Here is a 19,248-nt window from a genome sequence, read left to right as displayed (position 1 = left end):
AGGGTCTCACTCCATCGGGCGAAGTCAAGGGGCCAAACGCGTGCGTGACCGCAGCCGGACGACCATCCACGACGTCGCGCGCGCGGCCGAGGTGTCGCACCAGACCGTCTCGAACGTCCTCAACGGCACCGGCCGGGTCGGCGCGCTCGCCCGCGCCCGGGTCACCGAGGCGATCGCGGCGCTCGGGTACCGGCCGCACGCCGGCGCGGCGAGCCTGCGCACGGGCCGCAGCCGCCGGCTCGCCCACCCCGTCGTCACCGGTGAACTGGGCCCGGCGAACACGATCATGCTGGAGTTCATCCAGGCACTGACGTCGGCGGCGGGCCGGCGCGGCAACCACCTGCTGCTCACCGACGGAGGTGCCGGCCTCGGCGACGTCGAGGACCTCGTGCGGTCCGGCGCGGTGGACGCGGTCGTGCTGGCCAACGTCCTCCCCCGTGACGAGCGGGTCGCCACCCTTGCGGCACAACGCATCCCGTTCGCCTGCTTCGGCCGCACCGCCGCGGACCAGCCGCAGAACTGGATCGACGTCGACAACCGCGCCGGCGTCCACGACGCCACCACGCACCTGCTCGGCCGGGGCCACGAGCGGATCACGTTCCTCGGCTACGTCCCCCAAGGCGGCTGGGACGACGAACGGGAGGCGGGCTACCGGGACGCGATGACCGCGGCCGGATTACCTGCCAGGGTGATGCACACCGAGCCGGGCGGCGCGATCGACTCGGTCCTGGCGGGACAGCGGCCGACCGCGATCGTCACCGGCAGCGACGTGCTCGCGGCCGCGCTCTACACGGCGGCCGCGCGACAGGGCCTGCGAGTCGGCCGCGACCTCGCCGTGACGGGGTTCGACGGCAGCGTGGTCGGCCGGGTGCTCGACCCCGCGCTGACAACCGTGGCGATCCCGGTGGACGCGATCGCCGACCGCCTCGTCGCGCGGGTGCTCGCCGAACTCGACGGGCCGACCGGAGCCCCCGGCGAACTGGTCCGCCCCGAACTGGTGCTCGGCGAAAGCGGCTGAGCAGGCTCCGCCGTCGCTACCGTGTGAGCATGGAAATGCTCGACACGGACCAGGTTCCGGCCGGGGACCGGTTCGCTTTCTGGCGCGAGATCAACGCAAGGCTGTGGGCGCCGTACGACGTCCAGTGCGATCGGGAACTGGCTCGCGACTTCCAGGCGCACGTCGGCGTCAGCGCGTTCGGCCCGGTGGAGGCCACCCTCATGACCAGCGTGCCGCACACGGTACGGCGGACCCCGAAGCTCATCCGCCAGTCGGATCCGGGAATGTTCAAGATCTCCTGCACCGTCCGCGGTACCGCCCGGGTCGCGCGGGACGACACGTATTCGGAGCTTCCGGCCGGAGACATGGCTTTTTACGACCCTTCGACGCCGTACGTGGCCGGACTCGCCCCGGATTCCCCCGCGCACCGGCTGTTGCTGCTGCGGTTTCCGCGTACTGCACTGCATTTACCGCAGCGGCAGCTGCGCGAACTGAACGGGGTCCGCATTCCCGGAAAGCGCGGGGTGGGCGCCCTGGCGTCGCAGTTCTTCCTGGGCCTCGCCGATCACCTGCACGAGCTCGAGCCGGCCGATACCGCCCGGCTGGCGACCGTCACGCTCGACGTCCTGACCGAGGCACTGGCCACCGCACTCGACGTCACCGACGCGCTGCCCGCCCACGTCCGGCGGCGGGCGCTGCGGGCTCGCGTCCACGCCTTCGTCCGGGCCCACCTCGGCGATCGGGACCTCACCCCGGCGATGATCGCGTCGGCGCACCACATCTCCGTGCGCTACCTGCACAAGCTCTTCGAGGAAGAGGAACTGACGGTCGCGGGATCCATCCGTGAACGCCGGCTCGAGCAGTGCCGGCGCGAACTGGCCGACCCGCTGCTCGCGACCCGGCCGGTGGCGGCCATCGCCGCCCGCTGGGGCTTCGGCGGCCCGACGCAGTTCGGTCAAGCGTTCCGGCGCCGCTACGGCGTCTCCCCGAGCCGGTTCCGCGGATCGAGCGCACCGGCATCCGAGTGCGCTGAAACCAGGGAACCGTGCGCTGACGATTGACGACCTGTCCCGTTTCGGCCGATACGTTCCTTCCTGTTCCAAAAACGGGAGGGAACTCGAATGGGGAAGAAACGAACGTTCACGACCTTGGCCGCCGCATCCGTCGCGGCCGCCTTCGCGGTCGCCCCGGCCGCGGCGGCCGACGGCACCCCGGAAATCCGGTCGGCGCAGAACTGCGCGTTCGGCGGCACCTGGGTGGTGACCGGGAACTGGGACGGTGTCGGGGGCGACGGGATCGGCATCGTCGTGGCCGCCGGCGGCGTCCTCAACTGGTACCTGCGCGACGCCCCCAACGGCGGCCAGGCCGACTACGTGTTCAGCTACGGCTTGAGCAGCGACCGGCCCGTCGTCGGCAACTGGGACGGGATCGGCGGCGACGGGCCGGGAATCGTCCGCCCGGTCAAGGTCAGCGAATCCTTTTCCGACTGGCAGTGGCACCTGCGCAACGCACCCACCGCCGGCGGCACCGCGAACTACGTGTTCACCTACGGCCGCGCCACTGTGGACGGTGCCATCGCCTACGTCCCGGTCACCGGAAATTGGGACGGCGTGGGCGGTGACGGCCCCGGCGTGGCGGGCGGCAACGCGAGCGGGTACAAGGCGTGGCACCTGCGCAACGGCCCGAGCGGCGGCAACCCCGACTACAGCTTCACCTACGGGCTTGCCACGGACCGGCCGTTGTCCGGCAACTGGGACGGCGCCGGCGGGGACAGCCCCGGCGTGCGCCGCACCACGAGCGACGGCCAGATCTGGTGGCACGAAAGGAACACCACCACGTCCGGCCCGGCCGACATCGTCTTCAACTACGGCACCTCGCAGGACTGCACCGTCGTCGGCAACTGGGACGGGATCGGCGGGGACGGCCCGGGCGTCGTCCGCGTGAATCCCCAGACCGGACGCCTGCAGTGGCACCTGCGCAACGCCAACAACCCGGGCCCGGCCGAGGCCGTCTTCGACTACTCCTGAGCGGACGCGCCCAGTAGCTCGTCCGCCGGCGGGATCGGATGGCGGGACCACGTCTCCACCCGGGTGAAGGTCGCGCCGCCCAGCCGGCCGACCGGGTGGTAGACGTCCTGGTCGAGGCGGCCGTCGGTGCGCAGGAGGGCATCGTCGACCGCCACGCCGAGCACCTCGCCGAACACCAGGTTCGAGCCGCGGAACGCGCGGATCTCGACCAGCTCGCATTCGAGGCTGGGGCCGCCGCCCGCGGGGTGCGGGGCGGCGATCCGCAGGCCGGGCTCCCAGGCGAGCCCGACCTGCGCGGCCTCGTCGACGTCGGCGGCGACCGCGGCCGCGGTCGCCGCCACCAGCTCCTCCTGGCCGGCCACGGCGATCGTGATGGCGAACTGGCTCGTCTCCTCGATGTTGGCGAGGGTGTCGGTGCGGCCTGTCACCGAGAACACCACCGTCGGCGGGTCCATCACGAGCGGGGCGAAGTAGCTGAACGGCGCGAGGTTCGGCCGGCCCGCCGCGTCCACCGTGCTCACCCAGGCGATCGGCCGCGGCACGACGGCGTTCTTCACCATCCACACGAACGACTCGCGGTCGGCGTCGGTGCTGCTGCTGTACAAGTCCGTCACTCCCTCGGTGAGATCTGCTCCTGCGCGCAGGTTAGTTCCCGGGCTGACCCGACTGAGCGGTGTGGCGGAGGCCGTCCATCAGGAGGTTCAGCAGCCGCCGGGCCTTGGCTTCCTGCTTGGGCCGGGGCGCGACCGTGAAGATGCCGATGAGGGAGGCGGCGACGTCTTCGGCGGTGACGTCGGCACGGAGGTCCCCCGCGGCACCGCCGGCGTCGAGGATCATGGTGATGGCACCCAGCAGCTCCGCCCGGGTCCGCGCGTGGGCGAGCTCGCCGGACTCGATCATCGCGAGCAGGGTGGCGAGCATGCCGTTCTTGGCCGCGATCCAGTCCCCGAACAAGTCCATCCACCGCCGCATCGCGGCGGCCGGTGGCAGCTCGTCGAGCAGCTCGCGGGCGCCGGTTGTCAGCCGCGCGACCTGGTCGTGGTAGATCGCGTCGACCAGGGATTCGCGGGTCGGGAAGTGCCGGTAGAGGGTGGCGATGCCGACCCCGGCTTCCCGGGCGATCGCCCGCATCGACGGCTCGGCGTCGGCCGAGATCACCAGCCGGGTGGCCACCGCGAGCAGCTGGTCGCGGTTGCGGGTGGCGTCCGCGCGGGGTGCACGCGTCTCTGCCTCAGCCAAAACGGAACACGCTCCGGTTGTGTCAGGGTTCGAGTAAGCGGAGCATAGTCCGTTTAGACGTCAAGGAGACCCGCACACATGCAGCAACACCGGAGCCGGGCGGTCCGGCTCGCCGCGTTCGGCGGCCCCGAAGTGCTCGACGTCCAGGAGGTGGCCGCTCCGCAAGCCGGTCCAGGACAGCTTCGCGTGCGGGTCACCGCGGCCGGCCTGAACCCGATGGACTGGATCATGACCGCCGACGCGGACACCGCCACCCGGTTCGGCTTGAGCCTGCCGGCCGGTTTCGGAACCGACTACGCGGGCGTGGTCGACCAGGTCGGCGCGGAGGTGACCGGCTTCGCACCTGGCGACCGGGTGTTCGGGAGCGCCCTGTCCCGCGCGGTCGCCGACTTCGTGGTGATCGACGCGGCCGGCGAGCTCGCGGCGAACGAGGCCCACCCCACCCCCGACGGCGTCGACCACCACACCGCGGCCACCCTCGCGATCGCCGGCCGAACGGCATCCGCGGCCCTCGCCGTCCTCGACCCCGGCCCGGCCGACACCGTGCTGATCGGCGGCGCGGCCGGCGGGGTCGGGGTGTTCGCCGTCCAGCTGGCCCGCCTCACCGGAGCGCGCGTACTCGGCACGGGATCGCCGAGCTCGGCCGGCTTCCTGCGCGAGCTCGGCGCCGAGCCGGTCACCTACGGCGACGGCCTGGCAGACCGGGTCCGTTCCCTCGCACCCGGCGGCATCACCGCCGCCGCCGACCTGCACGGAACGGAGACCGTGCAGGTCGCGCGAGAACTCGGCCTCCCGGACACCCGCATCTGCACCATCGCCACGAAGATCGACGACGTACCGGCGGCCAACGGCGCGAACGCCGCTCCGGGCGCGTTGGAGAGGATCGCCGCCTTGGTCGCGAAGGGCCGGCTTCGGGTCCCGATCGCGGCGAGCTTCCCGATCGAGCAGATCCGCCAAGCGGTCGAGCTGCAAGCCGGCCGCCACGTACACGGCAAGGTCGTCATCGACCTCTCCCCGACGGCGGACGGCGACGCATAACACCAATGCCAAAGGAACGGCACGATCAGGTCACCTCTGCGGGTGATTGCGTAACGGCACCTCGGCGCCGCCCTACTTCTTGGGCGAGTGGGGAGGTGCGCGATGAGCACCCGAATCGACGAAGCCGATGCCGCCTTGTGCCGCTTCGACGGCGCCGCCGCATTGGCCGCGTACGAGGAAGTACTCGGAGAAGACGCGACTGACGACCGCGCGTCGGCGGGACGTGTTCGCGCATTGTGGCTGCTTCGGCGCTGGGACGACGCGCGTACTCGGCTTGCGGAGCTCGATGATCGAACCGGCTCCGTCCACGTGGCGCTCGCGCGCGGCCTCGTCGCACTCGGGCAGCCGGACGACCCGTCCTACCTCTCCGTCGACTGTGGATCCGCCGAGCGGCACGACGAAGCGGCGATCACCGCCTTCGAAAGCGCGGCGCGGCTGGACGAATCGTCGGTCGAAGCCGTGGCGGGCCTCGCGGCGGCGTACCGGATGTCGGGAAAGCTCCGGAAAGCCGAAGAGATCTTGCAGAACGCGCGGCCGAGGTTGCGTTCAGCGGCGCCGGCGTTGGCGGAAATGGCGATGTGCAAGCTGGAAGAGGACGATCTGCCCGAGGCGGAAAAATACGTTTCGCTGGCCATCGAGGACGATGCCGGCTACCTGCAGGCGGAGCTGCTCCAGCTGGAGCTGCTCCGCCGTACCGACTACGGCAGCGCGAAATTGGTCGCCAGGGCAGAAGATCTGGTGAAGCGGCAGCAGCCCGGCCCGACCGCTGTGGTCCTCGAACTCCACGGCTGGGCGTTGCTGGACCGGGCGGACGTGACCGGCGACTCGGCTTTGCGCGACCAGGCGCTGGAGCAGTTCGTCCGAGCCGAAGAGGCCGGTCCGGCCCTGCCCGGGGTGATCAACGGGAAGATCCTGATCCACCTGGGCAACGGCAAGTTCGACGAGGCCTTCGGAGTGGTGGACAAGGCGATCGACCACGAATCGACCAGTCCGCAGCTGTACCGCAGCCGCGCCGAGATCATGGCGGCCGCCGGCGAACTGCCGCGGGCCCGGCTCGACACTTATCACCAGGTGCTGGAGCTGGATCCGCGTGACCTCGGCGCCCGGATCGCGAAGGTCCGCGCCCTGATCAGTCTGCGGCGGATCCCCGAGGCGGCGGAAATCGTCGAGGTGCTGCGCGAGGAGCTACCCGGTAACTGTCGCGTGGCCGAGGCGGCGATGTGGCTCCGGGAACCCGCGCAGATGCCTGAGCCCCGCGCGCTCGAGCTGAAGATCGACCGGCCGTGGGAGACCGAAAAGGACGATCCGGGGCAGTTGCTGGATCTGCTCACGAACGAAGTGAGCGAGAAACTCGGGCTGACCCGGCCGGTCGCGAACCGGCTGCGAGCGCTGGTCGTGCGGGACCGCAAAGCCCTGCTCCAACGCGCGTTCGAAGAGGAACAGACGTACCTGCAAGCCAGAGCCTGGTTCCTCCGCCAATCGGAACGCGCGCGGAAGTGGGCCGCATTGCGCCTGCTCGGCCACGCGCTGTTCGAGTCGGCTTTCGTGCTCGGAACTCTCGCACTCGCCGCGGTCGTGTGGCTGGTCACCGGACAGGGCGAGCCGTTCACCGGCCCGCAGCTGGCCTTGACGGCCGCCTTCCCGTTCCTGTTCTTCGCGATCGCGGCCTTCGACCGGAGGTACAAGCTTCCCGTCGACCTCGGCCTCACCCTGGCGATCTTCGGTGGTGCCGCGGTGCTGACCGCGTCGATCTGGCTGAACGTCCGGTGGTTCGGTGCCGGTCCCGGAACCGCGGTCGGCATTGCCGTAGCGGGCGCCGTCATCAGTACGGTCCTGGGTGGTGCGCTGCTCCGCGACCAGCTCGCGAAGCCGAGCGCGCTCGATCCGCAGGACAAGTTCGACGAATGGCTGGGAAGTCTTTACGGCAACGGGCTGCTGCCCTTGGCGATCGGGGCGAAGGCCAGTCTCGAGCGTGTCTACGGCACGTACCTCCCCATCCTGGACGGCACGTATTCGGACGCGACGGTGGAGATCGACACCCCCGCTTCGGACGACTTGCGGCGGCTGCTCAGGCAGCGCAGCAAAGGGAGTTTCGCGCTCGCCGGCCCCCGTGGGGTGGGCAAGTCGACTCTGCTGGACCGGTGGTGCGCCGGGCAGTTCCTGCGTGACGTCGAATCGGCGCAGCGGGTGCGGCACGACCTGACGATCAAGGTGGACGCTCCGGTCGGCTACCAATCGAAGGACTTCCTCATCCACTTGTTCGGCAAGCTGTGCGACGAGGTCGAGAACTACGTGCGCACCTTGGAGGGCGTGAACCGGCCGGGTGAGCCGGCACCGCGACGGCTGCTCCGGCTGACGACTTCCCCGCCTGCCGAGCAGAGTGGCATCCGGCCTGCGGACGTGGCCGCCCAGGCCAGGGAAGAGCGGGAAAAGCTCCGCTTCCTGCAGAGCCGCACCAAGGAGGGTGAGTTCTCGCTGGGCTTCGCGCCGGTCAAGGGAACGAGCGTCGGGTACAAGACGAAGGGCACCCTCCGGCGGGACGACGTGCCGCTCAACCACCCCGAACTGGTCGGGCGGTTCCGCGACTTCCTCGGCCAGACCGCGAAACTCGTCGCGCAGCTCGACTGCAAGGTGCTCATCGGCATCGACGAGCTGGACCGGATCAGCGACGGTGAAGGCGCGCAACGGTTCCTGAACGAGCTGAAGGCGGTGTTCAACGTCCGCAACTGCTACTTCCTGGTGTCGGTCTCCGAAGACGCGCTCGCGGAGTTCGAGCTCGCGGCGATGGGCATGCGGACCGTCTTCGACAGCGCCTTCGACACCATCGTCCGGGTCGACTACTTCTCGTTCGAGCAGGCCAGGTCGCTGCTCAACATGCGCATCCGCGACCTGCCCGAGCAGTTCGCCGCGCTGGCGTACGTGTTCTCCGGCGGCCTCGCCCGGGAACTGGCCAGAACGGCGGAGACGATCGCCGGCGACTGCGCGTCCGAGGATCAGCTGGCCGTCGTGGCGCAGCACCTCGTGCAGCGCCAGCTCGACCGCACCACCCGCGCCGCGATGGACCGCGTCAGCCGGTCACCCGACCGCCGCGCCGGCGCGGCCCTCATCCCGGTGCTCGACGAGCGGCCGGTCTGCCGGCTGACCAGCCAGGTGCTGCGCGACTACGCCGCGAAGATCGCCGATATCGGACAGGAGAAGGCCGAGCCCGAGGGTCTCGCCAGTGTTCGGCTCGACGTCGTCGCGATGGTCGAGTACCTCGCCGTGCTGCTCGACATCTTCGACGGACGGCTTCTCGAGGACCGCATGGCCGCCGGGCTGGCAGGAGGGCTGGGCGCCTTCGAGAACCTCGCCCGGGTCCGCCGCTACCTCGGCGCGAATTCGTCCGGGGCACGCGAACTCTTGCGGGGGTTCTGCGGAGCATGGGAGATCGCCGGGGCCGCGCCCACACCGAAGTCGCGCCCCTGCGTACTGCCGCCGCGGCGCAACGGGCACGCGCGCGGTATGACACGCCTGGGCCTGCACCACCTGAACGGCGCCGGCCGGTAACGGGTCTCCGCCACGCGGCCCCTCCCCTCGGGCAACCCGCGGCCATCCGCCGAACGCCTCCGCTGTGGAGCACGCGGCCTTCGCCGGAGTCACCAGTGCCTCCGCGAGCGGAGCGCAACTCCTGCAGCTCGGGGATCTGCGGCGCCAGCAGCGTGGCCACCGCTCGGCAGCTCGCCCAGGGGGGTGGCGGCGGAATTCCCCGCACTCTTCCGGTGCTACCTGCGGCCGGAGCGGGCTGGGTATCGTCGCAGCGAAGGAGCGCCCCGTTACGGAGGTAGTGCCATGCGCAAGGTTCCGGCTCTGGTTTCGACGATCGTGCTGACGGCGGGGATGGGGCTGCTGACCGCCGGGCCGGCCGCGGCGCTCGGGGGCGAAACCTACGGGTGCCAGATCTCGCCCGGGCCCGTCGGGTCCTACAACGGGAACTGCCGCAACAGCGCGAAGTACCACGGCCCCTACTCGGCCGGGTTCGCCGTCGGCGGGGCGCCCGCCGGGACGACCTTCACCTGGCACGTTCCCGCCGGGTACCAGACCGCGCCCGGGCTCTGCACCACCACCGCCGGTTGCCGGGTCGACGGGCTGACCGGTGACGACGAGGTGACCGTCTCGGTCACGCTCACCCAGGGCGGCGCCACGGAAACGCTTTCCGCCACCGCGTTCATCCTCGCCGTCTGCGGAAACGTCTACTGCTGACCGAGCGGGGTGTGGTCGTGAAGCTCCGCCTCGCCATCGTTTTCGCGCTCCTCGCCGCGCTATTCGCGCCGGCCGCCGAAGCCGGGCAGACCACGTTGCGCGCGGCCGATCCCAGCGTGCTCCGGATCGGCTCCACGTACGTCGCCGTCCAGTCGTCCGGTGGCGGGATCGTCGTGCGGCAGGCCGCGTCCACCGACGGCTTGGCGGGCGCACCCGCCAAGCGGATCTGGTCCGACAGCCGCGGTCTCGGCGAGGTGTGGGCCCCGGAGATCGTCACCGACGGCGGCCGGTTCTACGTCTACTTCTCCGCCGGAACCGGTGCGGCGCACCGGATGTACGTGATCAGCTCCGCCACTGCCGACAGCGGCTACACGGCAGAGACCCAGCTCGCCCTGCCCGACGGCAAGTGGGCCATCGACGGCACCCTGTTCACCTTCGGCGGGCAACGCTGGTTCGTCTGGTCGGGCTGGGCCGGGGACACCAACGTCGAGCAGAACCTCTACATCGCCCGGATGAGCAGCCCGACCACGCCGACCGGCGCGCGGTACGTCATTTCGCAGCCGCGGGAAAGCTGGGAGCGGGTCGTCGGGAACCCGTACATCAACGAAGCACCCGAAGCGATCAAGGACCCCAACGGGCAGCTGCACATCGTCTATTCGGCCAACGGCAGCTGGAGCGACCAGTACTGCCTCGCCGAACTGCGCCTGCGCGCCGGCGGCGACCCGACGTACGTGTGGGACTGGTACAAGTCGAACGGCTGCCTGTTCGGCTCGAACCGCACCACGATGATGGCCGGCTGGGACCCGACGCTCTCCGTGAACGGACCCGGGCACAACAGTTTCGTCCTGCTGAACGGCGACATCGCGACCAGCCCGCCCGCCGGGCCGAAGTTCCCGCTGATGTTCCACGCCGTCGCCAAGGGCACGCCGTATTCGTGGGCCAACCGGTACTGGTACACGGGAACGGTCTGCTGGTGGGGCTCGACAACGTACCGGCGGGCCAACGTCCCCGGCGCGAACACCGACACCGGGTTCAGCCTCAAGTTCTTCGAATGACTTGCCTGTGAAGTGCCAGATCAACTACCCGTTCGCCGAAGTCGCCGCCGTGGTTGCAATGCGTAACCGTGCCGGGCAGCGGCTGATGCGGGTGAGGCCATCTTGGTGAAGCCGACACCGCGCGGCTCGCCGGGTGTAGCAGCGGCAGCAGCTGCCGCGACTGCAGTACATGCCCCCTGAGCACACCACCCCATCAGGTACACCCGCCGACGCCACCGCAATAGGTCAGCTGTTCACATCGGCGGACGGATAAGGTGTCGCTCGAAGTGCTGAAATCGGCAATATCCGGCCAACCGCAGCCTGGACGTGATAGCGAGTTCAGGCAACCCTGCCGCCGGTGGGCGAGCCATTCAGCAGTTCGATGCACAGGACCATGCTCAAGCTTATGCACGTGCACCCGATCGTGGAATGTGAGGCCTTCACCAACCACCATGCGTCGAACCCTCGCTCTGACGTGTGCCGCGGGTGAAACCAGTAGAGGTACTCCCCCAGTTGACCGGACGCGCAGCGTGATCGATGGCGAACAGTACAAACCACCGCGATTTGCCGCGTACACCAAACCCCAGCCGGAAATCCGCAGAACAAACAAGCTGCCTGGCTCACATCCTTCGCCCGGAGGGGGCGGTCCCGTCGCTGCAAATTCGATCAAGCCTAGAGGGCGACTTCCGGAGCAGGGTATGGTGAGAAGCTGCAAATCGTGGCATAGCGTGGAGTCACTCGGCGGGGAGCGAGCGAATGAGCGCTGAGATGGAGCCGGCAGGCACCATGGTCCCTATCAACTCTCGCACCATGCGAGGCAAGCGGCGCCCGGCGCGGTCTTGCACGCTCGACAGCACCCCCAACCAGCTACCACCACGACCTCATGCTTTCGTGAACCGGTCGACGGAGCTGTCCGTCATCTCGGACAAGGTCCGGACCACCAGGGATAGTCGCGCCAGGGTCATCGTGCTGAGCGGATTGGGCGGCGTCGGCAAGACGGCCGCAGTGCTGGAGTGGGCTCATCGCCACATCGAACGCTTCACAGAGGGGCAGCTGTACGTCGACCTCGCCGACTACCGACGCCCTGGCGGCGTTGAGCTGGCCGAAGTCCTGGGCGGCTTCTTGAGGGCGCTCGGCGTCGGCGAAGCCTATGTGCCTTCATCCTTTCCCGAACGCGCGGCCCTCTTCAGGTCGCGCACCCTCGCCCAACGACTCCTGGTGGTGCTGGAAAACGCCGATCAGGCCGCACAGGTCAGGCCGCTGATCCCAGGGTCCGCCGACAGCGTCGTGCTGGTGACGAGCCGGCGGAGATTGGGTGGGCTGATCACAGAAGGCGCCGAATTCGTCGACGTGGCACCGTTGAACGTATCCGACAGCAAGCTCCTGATTACTCGGATGCTCCCGGAGACGCACACCCGAAACCAGGATGCTGTAAGCGACCTCGCCGAGCTGTGCGGCGGCTTCCCGCTCGCGCTGTGTATCGCCGGAGCGCAGCTGGCCGTGCACAAACAGTGGTCCATACCACGGCTGGTTCGCTACCTGACCGGAGACCGGCAGCGGCTCGACAGATTGTCCTTCGACGGCGAGGACGGAGTCCGATCGATGTTCGACGCCGCATATTGCACACTACCCGTGACTGCACAACGGATGTACCGGTTGCTGGGCCTCCATCCCAGCAACCGTTTCTCCCTCGAAGCCGCTTCTGCAACAGTCGGAATCACCGTGGCCGATGCGGACGAGGTGCTCGACGCTCTCCTCACAGCCAACTTGCTGGAGGAGTTGGGCGACGACTACTACCAGTTCCACGATCTGGTTCGGATCCACGCCCGAGCAATGGCCGAGCAGGATGAATCCGTCGATGCGCGCAATTCGGCGCGACTGAGGATGGCGGAGTGGTACGCAACAGCCGCAGCAGTGGCGGATCGGGCCGTCATGGGCAATGGCCGCTGGCGGCTCGGGAGTCACACACCGCGCGCATCCGATCCGGTTTTCGACAAGCAATCGGCGATGGCCTGGTTCCTGGGCGAGCAAGCAAACCTGCTGGGGGCCGTGCACGAGGCCTGGCGTCAGGAAAGTTTCACGACAGTGTGGTCGTTGTGCGAGTCGCTGTGGGCGTACTACTACAACATGAAGGTGTACTCGGACTGGATCGAGACGCACCAGCTCGGCACACTGGCGGCACACCGCTGCGAGAACGGCCCAGCCGAAGCACGGATCCGGAACCAACTGGCACGGGCGTACATCGAGCTTCGCGACTTCCAGTCGGCGGATGAACAGTTGACTGCGGCAGTCTCCGTTGCCGATGAAGACATCCGATCGCTCGCGGTTGTACACGAGTCACGCGGGCTGCTGTTCGGCGCTTTGCAACGGTTCGCGGAGTCGGAAGAAAGCCTGCGCCGGGCACGCGAGCTGAACGTGCAGCTGGGTAGCGAACGCGGTGTCGTCATTCAGACCTACCAGCTGGGCGACATGCTGGTCCGAGCAGGACGGACCGCCGACGGACTGCGGACGCTGACCGAAGCGATGACCGACGCCGAGCGCATCAAGGACGACATGTGCGCAGCAAAGGTCCGGATAGCTCTCGGAAGCGCCTACGAACACCTCTGTCGCTTCAAGGACGCACGCATGGTCCTCGTTCCGGCAGTGCGGTCCACCCGGCAAAGCAAACTACCGGTCAAGGAAGCGCAAGCACTGGAGATCCTTGTGAGGATCGCCAGACAGGAAGGCGACCGGGCGTTGTTGCTCGACTCCGCTCGCCGACTGGTCGAACTGTACGAAACGACCGGTAGCCCATTGGTCAACGTCGCGAGGAGCCTGCTTGAGGGTGAGTCGCCATGATCCGTCAGGAGCACTTCGTGGCGCCGCTGTACGAGAACTCCTCAAGCAGCCCCGGCCGTGAGCTGTACTCGACGCGTCCCGGCGACTCCAGCGTATCGCCGCTCATGTACATCTCGTGCAACACGACAGCCGCGGCGAAAGCGTCGACCGCGTCGGTTTCGACACGCAAGCCGTCACACCACTGCACTACGCAACCATCCGCATGACGGTAGGCGGCCACGCCGATGTTCCTCGCTTCGGAGTGGACCAGGTGCCCAGCGTCGTCACCCACCGTGGGCTTCAGCACTTCGACGAGCCACTCTTCCCCCTCCGGTTTCTCACATGGTTGGGTCCGCACGAGGTATTCACTGTTCTCGCGAGTCCGCTGGTCGACTTCGGTGTCGTCGGAAACCTGCGAAAGAGGGTCCAAATCGGGGAACTGTTCACGCGCGATCAGCGGATATCGTTCGATGTGCACCGTGCCCGTATCACTGTCCATCGTCACCGAGACTTGCCAGGACGTCACCCGACGACCTGGCTCGGGCTCGGGATCGCTCACCGCGGTCATCCGCGGCGGAACGGAAAAGTCTTCGAGTCCGGCGAGCTTCCGAGCAACAGCGCGGGTCTCGGCCCAAGATTCGCCCTGTAACGCGAAGATCGTGTCCGCGATCTCCTTCGCTGAAAGTCGTCGCGGCGCCTTCAGGTGATCCTCGATCTGCGCCCGGAGGTCACCGCGGGCGTCAAGACGAGTAGCCTCCGCACAGAGCATGGCGAGCGGGGAACCCGGGACGAGCTCCGGCCGCCCGTCGGCGGCCAGCAAGAACCGGCAGCCGATGGCGGCCGCGTACATGGAAAGCGACGAATGATCACCGAGGACGATGTCGGCGGCGATCAACCCCGCCGCCCAAGGTGTGCGAGGCGGAATCACGACCAGGCCTGCGTCGAGTTCGTTGCGCAGCTCCGACCGGATCTGCGCAACCGAACGACCGGCCCAAATGTTCGGGTGCATGATCAACAGAATCCGGTACTCGTCCGCCGGCAACTGGGCGAGCAGGCGCATCGGCAAGTTCGCCTCGCACCCCACAGTGCCGTGCTTCCCCCACGTCGAGATGACCACCACGAGCTTCTGCTCCGGTCCCACCCCGAAGCGGTCCCGATACTCGGGCCGCCGCCGCTTCGACGCACAGATCTGGTCGTACACCGGGTCACCGATGACCACAGCCCGGTCGACCGCATCCGGACAGCTCTCTCCCACGCGCTCGATCTGCTCGGGATGGGAGCAACCGAGTGCCGCCGGAATCACCGTCCCGGAGTCGGCCTTCAATTGGCTGTCGACGGTTCCCGTCGCGAAGTCGGCCGAGCCGGTCGATTCGGGAACGATGCGGTTGTAGCCGGCACCGTGCGGCAGGCAGAAAACCGGCCCTCGGAACTCGTCGAGCGCCGGAGTCGCGTGCGCGGCCAAGACCACGTCGAACCGGGTACTCGTCGCTTCTGCCCAGCTCAGCAGCTTGTAGCCATGCTCGACGATCGATGCTCCCAGGCCGTCGGCGAACGCGGACCCGGACTCGACGACGAACTTGACGTCGGGTGGATCCGGGTGGAGGGCCTCGAGGATCACCCGCATCCGGTCGAACTCGGTGTGTGTCCGGACGACCACGACAGCCGAAAAGCTCGACTCCAGCGTGTGCCGATCAGGGCCGCGACCTTGCCGACCACCCACTCGTCTTGCCCCGATCGTGCGATTCCGTCTCGCCAGTTGCTACTGCCGGTAGCAGATGGTAGTACTTAAGATCTACGTCAGACTGCCACCTGGCAGTTGTACCACTGGCGGAGCGCTCATGGGCGTAAAGCTAACAGGCTGCCTCCGCCTCCCACCAGTAGAAGACGGGGTTGCTCATGCTCGGGGGTCGGAACCCGGTAGCCGAACGACGACGACTGCTGGCGGAACTACGCAGGCTACGGAGCGCGGCCGGACTGACCCAGAAGGATGTGTCGACCCGCCTCGAATGGTCCTTGTCCAAAGTGATCCGCATCGAGGGTGGGGCGGTCGGCATCTCGATCACCGACCTCGGCGCGCTCTTGCGGCTCTACGGGGTGGCCGACCAGGCAGTCGTCGACTCGTTGTCCGCCGCGGCGAGGGCCTCCCGCGAGAAGGCATGGTGGGACGACTACCGTCCGCACGTTAGCCCGGAATTGATCGACTTCATCGCGGTCGAGGCATCGGCCACCTCCATGTCGGAGTACCAGGCGTTTGTCGTACCCGGGATCCTTCAGACCACCGAGTACATCCGGGCCCTCGGCAGGGCGTTCCACTCGACCAACGAGGCGATCGAACACTCCGTCGTCATGCGCACCCAGAGACGGCAGCTGCTCACGGAAGAGCAACCCTTGATCGCCCGCTTCATCCTCGACGAGGCATCGATCAGCCGGATGGTCGGGTCAGCCGACACCATGCGTGAGCAACTTGACTTCCTGCTCGAGCTGAACGAGCTCCCGAACGTATCCGTTCAGGTAGCCACCTTCGATCGTGGCGTTACCGACGGCATGCAGTCGTCCTTCACTCTCTTCGAGCTACCCGACCAGAGCCCCGTGGCCTACCTGGACCAGCCGGGCTACCTGGTCCTGGCAAGAACGGACCCCAATGAGGTCGGCCGCTACCTGGACGCCTTCGACGTGCTCACCGGCCCGGCGTACTCCTCACCCACGGAAGACCTCGGCCCGACAATTGAACGAATACGCGAACGTTGGTGACCGAATAGCGCAGATGCGCCGACAGCTCATCGGTTCGGCCCAATCAGTGGATTAACGAAGCAAATCCCTCGCGCAACGGGAGTAGTATGTGACGCTTCCGAAGCACGTCCATCGGCCGAGACGATCTCGCGGCCGATCATGGGTCGGGAGGGCCTGATGACCGGACGAAGCAACTCCATCAACGTCGAGGCCGAACAGCTGGGCCTCGTCTGGCATCGCAGTTCCCGGTGCAGCCCGACACACGACCCGAAGTGCGTCGAAGTGGCGTTCGACGGTGAGATAGTCCGCATCCGCGACTCTAAAACACCGCACTCGGGCGAGCTGCATCTCAATCACCAGAGCTGGACCGCGTTCGTTCGACACCTCGACCCTTCGACGTGAGTTTCACACGCCAATAGCCGTTGTCCAGAAATTGGCAAGTTGGCGCAGAACTGTCCAGTTCATCCAGAACCCGACGGCACATGCGAACGCACGGGCAGAGACGGTTGCGGAGTGAATTTGTGTCGACCGGCGGGCGATCGCTTCCGCCGGCCGATCGCCGCGGATTTCGCTCGGCCAGAATCGGTCAAGGAGCCGCCGGGAGGATCCGGCCGCGGACCTCGCCGAAGGCGATGCGGCCGCCGCTCGCGCCCGGGGCCGTTGCCGTGATCACCACTTCGTCGCCGTCCAGGAGGAACGAGCGCTGCTCGCCCTTGACCGTCAATGGTTCGGCGCCGCCCCAGCTCAGCTCCAGGAACGCGCCGCGCTGGTGCTTCTCCGGGCCGGAAATCGTGCCCGAGCCGTACAGGTCGCCGGTGCGGGACGAGGCGCCGTTCACCGTCAGGTGGGCCAGCATCTGGGCCGGTGACCAGTACATCTCGCGGTAGGGCGGGCGGCTGACCTCCTCGCCGTTCCACTCGACGACCAGCTCGACGTCGAGGCCCCACGGGCGGCTTTCGCGCAGGTACGGCAGCGGCTCCGGGTCCTGGCCGGGCAGCGGGACGCGCGCGGCTTCCAGCGCCAGGAGCGGGACCACCCACGCCGAGATCGACGTCGCGAAGCTCTTGCCGAGGTTCGGGCCCAGCGGGACGTACTCCCAGGCCTGGATGTCGCGGGCGGACCAGTCGTTGAGCAGCACCGCGCCGAACACGTGCCGGGCGAAGTCGTCGGGGCGGATCGGGGTGTTCAGCGGGGTGCCGGTGCCGACCACGAAACCCAGCTCCGCCTCGATGTCCAGCCGCGTGCTCGGGCCGAAGACCGGCGCCGGGTCGGCCTTGCGCTGGCCGCTGGGGCGGACGATGTCGGTGCCCGAGACCAGCACCGTGCCGGCGCGGCCGTGGTACCCGACCGGGAGGTGCTTCCAGTTGGGCAGCAACGGTTCCGCGTCCGGCCGGAACAGCCGGCCGACGTTCGACGCGTGGTGTTCCGACGCGTAGAAGTCGACGTAGTCGGCGACCTCGATCGGCAGGTGCAGCGTGACGTCGGCGAGCGCGTGGACGGCGTCGTCCGGGACCTCGCCGGTCACCAGCGCAGCCACCTGCGAACGGACCGCCACCCAGCGGTCGTATCCCTGCGCCATGAACGGGTTCAGCGTCGGCGCGGCGAACACGTCGTCGCCCAGCGCGCGGGCCAGGTCCAGCACGGAGTCGCCGACGCGGACGCCGACGCGCGGGGTGCCGCCGCCGGTGGAAAACACGCCGTAGGGCAGGTTGTCGGTCCCGAACGGGGAGTCCGCCGGGATCGTGATCGTGGTCATGCCTCTCCTCGGGGCAGCAGGCCGAGCTCGGCCAGTTCGGTCAGGGGGTCGGTGATGCTGCAGGTGCCGAACGACGTGAACCGCGCGCGGACGCCGGCGTCCAGCTCACGCACGAGCGCGGCGACCGCCGGGCCGTCGCGTTCGGCGAGGAGGGCTTCCACGCGGTCCGGGTCTGCGGCCGCGAGCAGCAGGTTGAGGAAGCCGTGCTGGTCGAACCCGGTGTCCGGGTCGACGTTGCGCAGCGCGTGGTGCAGACCGGCCGTCGCCTTGAACGGGACGCCGGCTTCGACGGCGGCCCGGATCGCGCCCGCCAGTTCGACGTCGCCGGGGTACAGCTCGGCGCGGACGCCACCGGTCCGGAACTTCGCCCGGTGCCCCGTGCCCGCGAGCGCCCGCAGCAGCGGCCCGCGCCGGTCGTCGCGCGGGATCTCGACGTACACCGGCGCGGTCGCGGCGGACACCGCGGCGAGCACCTCGTCGGGGCCCATGCCGTCCGGCACCGCGATCTCGAGCGCCTGCAGCTCGACGGGCAACCCGGGAACGGCGGCCAGCACGCCGGGCAGCTGCGCGGGACCACCGGGCAGCGTCACCGCGAGCGGCAACGGCGTCTCGCGAGTGCCGAGCACGCCGCCCAGCTCGCCGAGCGCCGGGGCGGCGACCACCAGCGGGCCGACCAGATCGGCGTACCAGGACGCCGAATACCCGTCGTGCGCGACGACGGCGTCCGGCAGCGGGGCCAGGCCGGGCGGGAACACCGCGGCGTCGTCGCACAAGCCGGTGAACAGCGCGGGGATCATGCTGGTCGCCTCCTCGGCCGATTCAGTTCACGTATTTACTAACTGCGGCTGCGCGTGTCGAACCCTGCGCGGCTGGTGATCAGCTTGCCCAGCAGCATCACGAGGATGCGCTGCTCGGTCTCGGTGAGCGCGTCCGTCCAGCCGAACTCGCGCTCGTTGTGCTCCTGGAACACCGAAACCATCTCGTCGTGCCCGGCCTCGGTGAGCGAGAGCCGGACGGACCGGCCGTCGTGCTCGTCCGGCGTGCGGTCGAGCAGGCCGTCCGCGACCAGTACCTTGGCCAGGTTCGACACGGCCGCCCGGCTCATCCCGGCCAGCCGGGCGGCGCTCTTGGGCTCCATCGGACCGGCCAGCCAGACCACGAAGAGCAGCCGGAAGGCCGACCACGACCGCCCGCGCGGCCGGTGCACGGCGGCTTCGAGGTCGTAGGTGACCAGGTCGGAGGCGCGGTTGAGGGTCAGCAGCACCTCGGTGGCGAGCTGGTGCCGGAAGCCGTACTCCTCGGCGAGCCGCCGGTTCGCCAACGCCACGAAGGACCAGAAGTCCAGCTCGGCGGCGGTCACGTCCTGCACGG

Annotated in this window: 16 protein-coding genes; 10 read left to right on the top strand and 6 right to left on the bottom strand. The window is 68.7% G+C overall.

Going from position 1 to position 19,248, the window contains the following annotated elements:
* The first annotated feature begins 40 nt into the window (after positions 1-40).
* Genes SD460_RS16775 through SD460_RS16765 form a run of 3 tightly spaced genes read left to right on the top strand, consistent with a single transcriptional unit; the run spans position 41 to position 3,024 of the window.
* Positions 41-1,018 (top strand): LacI family DNA-binding transcriptional regulator, encoded by a 978-nt coding sequence (locus SD460_RS16775; protein ID WP_290055957.1) that lies wholly within the window; start codon positions 41-43, stop codon positions 1,016-1,018.
* Positions 1,019-1,047: 29 nt separating this feature from the next.
* Positions 1,048-2,058, top strand: coding sequence for an AraC-like ligand-binding domain-containing protein (locus SD460_RS16770; protein ID WP_318306346.1), 1,011 nt, complete (start codon positions 1,048-1,050; stop codon positions 2,056-2,058).
* Between the two features lie 60 nt (positions 2,059-2,118).
* Positions 2,119-3,024: a hypothetical protein gene (locus tag SD460_RS16765; protein WP_290055955.1), complete on the top strand. Its 906-nt coding sequence runs from the start codon at positions 2,119-2,121 to the stop codon at positions 3,022-3,024.
* Here SD460_RS16765 and SD460_RS16760 read toward each other — a convergent pair.
* The gene (locus SD460_RS16760) at positions 3,015-3,629 is read right to left on the bottom strand and encodes a flavin reductase family protein (RefSeq protein ID WP_318306345.1); all 615 of its coding nucleotides are present in this window, start codon (positions 3,627-3,629) and stop codon (positions 3,015-3,017) included. The two genes, SD460_RS16765 and SD460_RS16760, sit on opposite strands and share 10 nt — an antisense overlap.
* A 40-nt stretch (positions 3,630-3,669) precedes the next feature.
* The gene (locus tag SD460_RS16755; protein ID WP_290055953.1) at positions 3,670-4,263 is read right to left on the bottom strand and encodes a TetR/AcrR family transcriptional regulator; all 594 of its coding nucleotides are present in this window, start codon (positions 4,261-4,263) and stop codon (positions 3,670-3,672) included.
* A gap of 78 nt (positions 4,264-4,341) precedes the next feature.
* On the opposite strand from SD460_RS16755, the gene SD460_RS16750 reads away from it, so the two are divergent.
* The 5 genes from SD460_RS16750 to SD460_RS16730 all read left to right on the top strand — a co-directional run bounded on the left by SD460_RS16750 (position 4,342) and on the right by SD460_RS16730 (position 13,412).
* Positions 4,342-5,301, top strand: a complete 960-nt coding sequence (locus SD460_RS16750; RefSeq protein ID WP_318306344.1) for an NADP-dependent oxidoreductase — start codon at positions 4,342-4,344, stop codon at positions 5,299-5,301.
* A gap of 102 nt (positions 5,302-5,403) precedes the next feature.
* Entirely contained in the window at positions 5,404-8,847 is a 3,444-nt protein-coding gene (locus SD460_RS16745; RefSeq protein WP_290055950.1) for a hypothetical protein, read from the top strand.
* Between the two features lie 282 nt (positions 8,848-9,129).
* Positions 9,130-9,540, top strand: coding sequence for a hypothetical protein (locus SD460_RS16740; RefSeq protein ID WP_290055949.1), 411 nt, complete (start codon positions 9,130-9,132; stop codon positions 9,538-9,540).
* 17 nt (positions 9,541-9,557) lie between these two features.
* Positions 9,558-10,595, top strand: a complete 1,038-nt coding sequence (locus SD460_RS16735) for a glycoside hydrolase family 43 protein (RefSeq protein ID WP_290055948.1) — start codon at positions 9,558-9,560, stop codon at positions 10,593-10,595.
* 870 nt (positions 10,596-11,465) lie between these two features.
* The gene (locus SD460_RS16730; RefSeq protein WP_290055947.1) at positions 11,466-13,412 is read left to right on the top strand and encodes an ATP-binding protein; all 1,947 of its coding nucleotides are present in this window, start codon (positions 11,466-11,468) and stop codon (positions 13,410-13,412) included.
* 4 nt (positions 13,413-13,416) lie between these two features.
* On the opposite strand, the gene SD460_RS16725 is transcribed toward SD460_RS16730, so the two are convergent.
* On the bottom strand, positions 13,417-15,015 hold the full coding sequence (locus SD460_RS16725; protein WP_290055946.1) for a hypothetical protein: 1,599 nt from the start codon (positions 15,013-15,015) through the stop codon (positions 13,417-13,419).
* 272 nt (positions 15,016-15,287) lie between these two features.
* Between SD460_RS16725 and SD460_RS16720 the strand changes: the two genes are divergently transcribed.
* Both SD460_RS16720 and SD460_RS16715 read left to right on the top strand, forming a co-directional pair.
* On the top strand, positions 15,288-16,142 hold the full coding sequence (locus SD460_RS16720) for a helix-turn-helix domain-containing protein (protein WP_290055978.1): 855 nt from the start codon (positions 15,288-15,290) through the stop codon (positions 16,140-16,142).
* 156 nt (positions 16,143-16,298) lie between these two features.
* On the top strand, positions 16,299-16,523 hold the full coding sequence (locus tag SD460_RS16715) for a DUF397 domain-containing protein (RefSeq protein ID WP_290055945.1): 225 nt from the start codon (positions 16,299-16,301) through the stop codon (positions 16,521-16,523).
* 184 nt (positions 16,524-16,707) lie between these two features.
* Here SD460_RS16715 and fahA read toward each other — a convergent pair whose 3' ends face one another.
* From fahA to SD460_RS16700, 3 genes are read right to left on the bottom strand one after another with little or no spacing between them, the layout of a single operon-like run.
* A complete protein-coding gene (gene fahA / locus SD460_RS16710) occupies positions 16,708-17,877 on the bottom strand; it encodes a fumarylacetoacetase (RefSeq protein ID WP_290055944.1) in 1,170 nt (389 codons plus the stop codon).
* Complete coding sequence (locus SD460_RS16705; protein WP_290055943.1) at positions 17,874-18,674, bottom strand: hypothetical protein; 801 nt, start codon at positions 18,672-18,674, stop codon at positions 17,874-17,876. Before SD460_RS16705 ends, fahA begins: the two co-directional genes overlap by 4 nt.
* A gap of 38 nt (positions 18,675-18,712) precedes the next feature.
* Positions 18,713-19,246, bottom strand: coding sequence for a MarR family winged helix-turn-helix transcriptional regulator (locus SD460_RS16700; protein WP_318306343.1), 534 nt, complete (start codon positions 19,244-19,246; stop codon positions 18,713-18,715).
* Between the last annotated feature and the right edge of the window lie 2 nt (positions 19,247-19,248).

It is taken from the genome of Amycolatopsis solani (genome assembly GCF_033441515.1).
Taxonomy (GTDB): Bacteria; Actinomycetota; Actinomycetes; order Mycobacteriales; family Pseudonocardiaceae; genus Amycolatopsis; species Amycolatopsis solani.
This window is presented reverse-complemented; position numbering and strand designations above follow the sequence as displayed.